This window comes from Anabaenopsis tanganyikae CS-531 (assembly GCF_029891675.1).
Taxonomy (GTDB): Bacteria; Cyanobacteriota; Cyanobacteriia; order Cyanobacteriales; family Nostocaceae; genus Anabaenopsis; species Anabaenopsis arnoldii.
In genome coordinates this window covers 1-5,324 of record NZ_JANQDF010000151.1, presented here as the reverse complement: position 1 = coordinate 5,324, position 5,324 = coordinate 1, and the positions used below count along the sequence as shown (strand labels likewise).

Sequence of the window (5,324 nt, the reverse complement as noted above, 5' to 3'; positions counted from 1 at the left end):
AATCAAGCATAATTTGCTGTCTAATTATTTAATACAGCAACTCAAACGCCCAAGTATTCCTATGTGCTTGGTTTAATTGAAATTGTCCCGTGGCGCGGCTCCCTCCGCTCCCTATTTGTGCCAGTTGCGTAAGTCCTGTTAAATAACAATAATAAACTTTTGCGATTACCAGCTTGGTCTCCCATTGCCGCAGTCATGGTTTTAGGTGTAGGACTTATACCACTGACTTGGAACTTTGTCAATAATAGGCAAAATCAAACACAGATAGCGAAAACTGCTGTAAAACCGTCTGTGGATGTTCCCACACAGCAACCCGAAGTTACGCCCGCGGGTAATTTAACCTCTCCACAAACCTTAGCCTCGAACTCTCAAGTTACCACTGGCACATTCCCAGAACCGCCCCTAAAGCCATCTAATTCTAGCATCCTGACTAATCCCTCTTCATCCCTACCATCTGGGCCGGATCCAGTGTTTCTATCTCAGCCGTTCGCGCAGCGTAGCCTCTCTTCTGGATATACATTACCCAGTATCTCATCAGTTCCCTTGTCTGTTTCCACTAATCCCCAGCCAAATCAGAGTTCTTCGCCATCTTCAGCAGTCAATCTACAGCAAAGGGAAAACACAATCAATGGCTCTGCAAATATTGCTACTCCATCAAATAATAATAATTCATTAGTTGGTAGGTCAACGAGTCAACCGGTAACTCCCAAATCGGAAACTTTGGCCGCCGGTAGTCAGTTATTTGATATCCCTCAAGTAGCAGAAGCTCGAGAAATATTTACAAAGCGCTGGCAGCCACCTAGTGGATTTACACAAACACTAGAGTACAGTTTAATGGTTAATGATAATGGTAGCATTGACAAGATTTATCCCATCAATCAGGCTGCAAGAATATTCATTGAGGATGCGGGGATGCCTGAAATTGGTAAACCCTTTGTTTCTGCCAATAAAAAGGGAGAAATTATCAGAATTCGAGTCCTTCTCAGCCCTGATGGCAAAGTCCAAACATTTGCAGAAAATGAATAATAAATAAGCAGATAGCCGAGTTCTGGAAGAACTCGGCTATCTGATAGAGGTTTTCTGATGACAAGTTATTAAGAGTTTTTTGGAGGTTTTAATTTTTGTTTTTTACGCCGCCGTTGACTAGTAGATACAGCCTGTTCCACTGGATACCCCGCAATAGGTATTACCTGATATTTCCGCTCTTCTTCTAACTTTTTCAGTTCAGTGTAATCAACCCAATGGATGCAATCAACTGGACAAGTATCAATTGCCTCCTGAATGACTTCCTCTGAATCAGCATCTTGACGAATCACGCGCGATCGCCCATAATCCGCTTCAATGTAGAAGGTGTTACGGGCCACATGAGCGCAGTGTAAGCAGCCAATGCAGGTGATCTCGTCTACGTAAACACCCTTTTGACGCTGAACACCACCCAATTCCGGCTCTAAACCAGAGCGTTCTGGCTCATCCCGTAAGAAACCGCCTAACTCTGGTTCTGCACCGGAACGGTTGTTTTCTTCTTCTGACGGCGACGGCAGAAAATCAGCCATTACGCACTCCAGCGTTGTACTACTAAGCGAATTGAGCCATCTGGATTTTTTTGTTGTTCTGCCACTTCAAAGCCTACACGAGCTGTTTCTTTCACCACTGTTTGGTAAGCATAGCGTTGGGTTACTTGGCGCAAGAACCCATCCACAGATAAGCCTTGTTGCCAATATTGCAAGTCAGCCACCAATTCATATTCTTTGCCATTCCATCTAAAGCCGATGTCATAGCCATTTTCCTGCTCAATAGTGACTTCCGCAGGATGGGTTTGACCGCGATAGCCACGGACTTCCCGTGGTCCGGGTTTCCAGTCTATGCCCAATTCAGTGAGTGCATCTTTTAAAGAGTCCAGGTTACGGATTTGAGTCTTAATTTGGCTAAAATGTGACATGGCAGTGATTAATAAATGAGACTAAACTGTGAGGAAAAACTTACCAATCGCTGTATGTGGCTTGGGTATTAGCCACGGAGGATTGTTGCAACTGAGTAGCAAAAAATTCTGAGGTTGGCTCATGACTAAGTACTTGTCCTAGCTGTGCTTCTATTGCTGCTGTGACCTCAGCGCATGAATTGCCCATAATGCCAGTGACTTTTTCTTGTACTCGACCGTCTGGATAGATGATGAACTCTAATGTCTCCATACTTTTGGCCAACCATGATACGACTTTTGAACTTGACCGCCTGAGCAGCCGGCTAAAAATATAGCCCTGGGAACATTGTTTTAGATACAAACTTGGCATTTGCTAACTAATGTTCCATCTCTCAAAATATATATCTCAGAATCTTTACAAAATTTATTATTATTATAAGCACATACATCACTTATTAGTTAGTTTCTCTTAACCTCACTAATTAGTCAAGCTCACGATTCCTGTGAAAAAATGGGTAATAAAAACCCTGAAATCAAGCTATAGCAGTAGTTTAGCCCCTTTTATGCTTCACAAAAATATACTTTTTATTGAAAAAGTTTATCAGTACCATTGAATATATATTATTCTGTCCATAGATAACTTCAATGTGTGTGCTTTTACCCAGTGGCATTATTTAATATCTGCGCTCTGGGATACAATGTGATCATGTAATAGTACATATGTATTAAACGCTCTAGTTGCTGCTTTTTAGCAAAGCTAATAATAACAAATACCTATTAAATATTTTGGCACAGAGGTAAGTTAAATAATAAACATCCCTGTCTTGGGATCCAAGGTCAAATCAGCAAAATATTCTCGTAAAAAAAGCATTATTCAGCTAACCAAACCAGGATAATGGAGCATAATTAACCTTTATAGCCATCAGCTAACACGGTAAATTCACTATGAATACACAACTAACCAACCTACCTATCCGCGTCGGAGTTCTGGGTTTTGGTGGACTGGGACAAGCAGCCGCAAAACTCCTCTCCAGCAAAGGGGAAATGATCTTAGTCGCAGCAGGCGACCAAAAAGGCTACGCTTACTCTACAGAAGGTTTAAATACTCAACAATGTATTCAAACCTACCAATCTCAAGGTTCTGTGGGTTATTTAGAACCATTTGGGACATTAAGCAATAGCAGCATTCAAGATTTAATTGCGACAGGTCAGCCTGTAGATGGTTACTTTCTTGCCTTACCAAACCTCCCTAACGATTTTATCCCCTCAGTAGCCCAAGAGTTTATCAAATCGGGTTGGCGGGGTGTGTTAGTGGATGCTATTAAGCGTACCAGCGCAGTAGAACAACTTTTGTCAATGAAAGCAGAACTACAAGCAGCCGGAATCACTTATATGTCTGGATGTGGCGCTACACCTGGATTATTAACAGCGGCGGCGGCTTTAGCAGCCCAAAGCTACGCCGAAATTCACAAGGTAGAAATTACCTTTGGTGTCGGTATTGCTAACTGGGAAGCTTACCGGGCTACAGTTCGGGAGGACATTGGCCATATGCCTGGTTATACTGTAGAAAAGGCTAGGGCAATGACTGACGCACAAGTAGAAGCCCTACTAGATAAAACCAATGGCGTGTTGACTTTAGAGAATATGGAACACGCTGATGATGTGATGTTAGAATTTGCCGGCATTTGTTCGCGCGATCGCGTTACAGTTGGTGGTATAGTTGACACTCGCAATCCTAAAAAACCTCTGAGCACCAACGTTAAAGTTACAGGACGTACCTTTGAAGGTAAGATTTCCACCCATACCTTTACCTTAGGAGATGAAACCAGTATGGCGGCGAATGTTTGTGGTCCGGCCTTCGGTTATCTTAAAGCTGGTAAACAATTACACGATCGCGGTATTTATGGGATTTTCACCGCAGCCGAAATTATGCCCCAATTTGTGAAATAAGCTGCTAGGGGCTAGCCTCTAGCCCCTTCTGATATTTGTCCTCAGTTTGTGGGTGAAAATTCTAAGCGATACCGATAGAGGGCCACTGGATGAGAAGCCGCTCTAAAGTAATTTGGGTCTTGGGGTGAAAGATAAACAGCAGTTACTTGATCTGCGACGATGGTAGGATATAATGTAGCCAATTTATTGTAAGCTGTAGTTGATTCTACGGTATTGAAGTATGGACGCGAATCACCTTTAAATAGTTGTTGAAAAACTTCCGATGTGATAAAATTACCATCTGAGGTGGTTTCTGTAGCGCGGGCGCTAATGATAGAAACTAATTGGCGATCGCAAACTTTAGCCGTCAAGCATTCCCCACGTAAACGGGTAATTTGGCGATTAGGTGAATGTGGGTCTATTTTCACTGATAAAACAGCTTCTTCACCTAAATAAGCCTTAGCCAAATTTAAACTATTAAATTTTCTATCTGCTACTACAACTGATGATTGCTCGGCAATTTTCGGAATCAATTTTAACCCACTGCTAGGGGGTTTTTGTCTAATAAAACGCACGACAAAACTCACAGGTTGATTTAGTTGTTCGCGATTGGATTCAAATCCCGGGGTGACTATATCCGGTGCTAAAGGTGCAACCAAATCTACTAATGTACTTGTCACCTTCCATGAACCAGCCATCCAATCAGGATAAACCAAATCTCCTTGAGCAGTTTCCACAGATGTTATCTGTTCCCACTGGGGAAAATTTGCCAGGCGTTGAGACAATTCTCCTGCTGCTGCTGTACCATTGCATCCGAGTAGGCAGAAAATAACTAAGCTAAAAGTGCAAATCGCCCTGAGACTCAGCATGAATTTTATGGGATTTTGAAAGTGCTGATATTTTGATTGCTGTATAAATCAGAATGAATTAACCACGGATCTAGACACCTTAGCGGCTATGGCTATAGGGTACACAGATGTTTTTGTAGTTTAGCATTTACATCGGTGGAGGTTGCCAAACTTCCCCATATTGTTGCTGTAAACTTTGCCAAGCTTCAAGTCCAGGTTGATATTCTCCGGGTTTACCCCATTGCAAAAATAAACTTAAAGCAACTTCCTGCTTGTGCAACTTTTAAGCTAATCAAAGCGATTAAACTAGATTAACTACGGCATCCGTCAATTCTGACTCCTCAGAAAGCATGATTTCATCATGGGTCACGGTGAAGGCAGTTGCTTGCAAAGCACGCAATAAAATATTGCGTGCGCCATTTACATCACGACAAATCTGTATTCCGCAATGTGGACATTTAAAAACTTTGTTCCCACCTAATTTATAGTGAACATGACCGCAGTTACCACAGGTTTTTGATGTATATGATTCGTTGCAAAGAACGACTATTACACCTTTCCTTTGTGCAGCTTGCTTGAGATGTCGCTCAAATTTGTAATGGGAAAGAGTCAGCATTTGCCGTACAGAC

At 42.2% G+C, this 5,324-nt stretch carries 7 protein-coding genes and 1 pseudogene; 2 read left to right on the top strand and 6 right to left on the bottom strand.

Going from position 1 to position 5,324, the window contains the following annotated elements; all coding sequences use genetic code 11:
- Positions 1-159: 159 nt before the first annotated feature.
- Positions 160-1,026 carry a hypothetical protein gene (locus tag NWP22_RS14675; RefSeq protein ID WP_280802040.1) on the top strand — a complete coding sequence of 289 codons (867 nt, stop codon included), beginning with the start codon at positions 160-162 and terminating at the stop codon, positions 1,024-1,026.
- Positions 1,027-1,094: 68 nt separating this feature from the next.
- Here the strand turns inward: NWP22_RS14675 and NWP22_RS14670 are convergent, their stop codons facing one another.
- From NWP22_RS14670 to NWP22_RS14660, 3 genes are read right to left on the bottom strand one after another with little or no spacing between them, the layout of a single operon-like run.
- Complete coding sequence (locus tag NWP22_RS14670; RefSeq protein WP_271732482.1) at positions 1,095-1,553, bottom strand: ferredoxin; 459 nt, start codon at positions 1,551-1,553, stop codon at positions 1,095-1,097.
- Complete coding sequence (locus NWP22_RS14665) at positions 1,553-1,939, bottom strand: DUF1257 domain-containing protein (RefSeq protein WP_271732480.1); 387 nt, start codon at positions 1,937-1,939, stop codon at positions 1,553-1,555. Before NWP22_RS14665 ends, NWP22_RS14670 begins: the two co-directional genes overlap by 1 nt.
- A 40-nt stretch (positions 1,940-1,979) precedes the next feature.
- Positions 1,980-2,189 (bottom strand): DUF2997 domain-containing protein, encoded by a 210-nt coding sequence (locus NWP22_RS14660; RefSeq protein WP_271732479.1) that lies wholly within the window; start codon positions 2,187-2,189, stop codon positions 1,980-1,982.
- Positions 2,190-2,863: 674 nt separating this feature from the next.
- Here NWP22_RS14660 and bioU point away from each other — a divergent pair.
- Positions 2,864-3,868 carry a (S)-8-amino-7-oxononanoate synthase BioU gene (gene bioU / locus NWP22_RS14655; protein ID WP_271732478.1) on the top strand — a complete coding sequence of 335 codons (1,005 nt, stop codon included), beginning with the start codon at positions 2,864-2,866 and terminating at the stop codon, positions 3,866-3,868.
- A 41-nt stretch (positions 3,869-3,909) separates the two neighbouring features.
- On the opposite strand, the gene NWP22_RS14650 is transcribed toward bioU, so the two are convergent.
- From NWP22_RS14650 to NWP22_RS14640, 3 genes and pseudogenes are all read right to left on the bottom strand, one after another.
- Positions 3,910-4,716 (bottom strand): DUF6816 family protein, encoded by an 807-nt coding sequence (locus NWP22_RS14650; RefSeq protein WP_271732477.1) that lies wholly within the window; start codon positions 4,714-4,716, stop codon positions 3,910-3,912.
- Between the two features lie 127 nt (positions 4,717-4,843).
- Positions 4,844-4,969, bottom strand: a pseudogene (locus NWP22_RS14645) (ChuX/HutX family heme-like substrate-binding protein); the annotation flags it as partial.
- A gap of 27 nt (positions 4,970-4,996) precedes the next feature.
- On the bottom strand, positions 4,997-5,324 hold a 328-nt coding region (locus NWP22_RS14640; protein ID WP_280802039.1), incomplete at its 5' end, for a zinc ribbon domain-containing protein.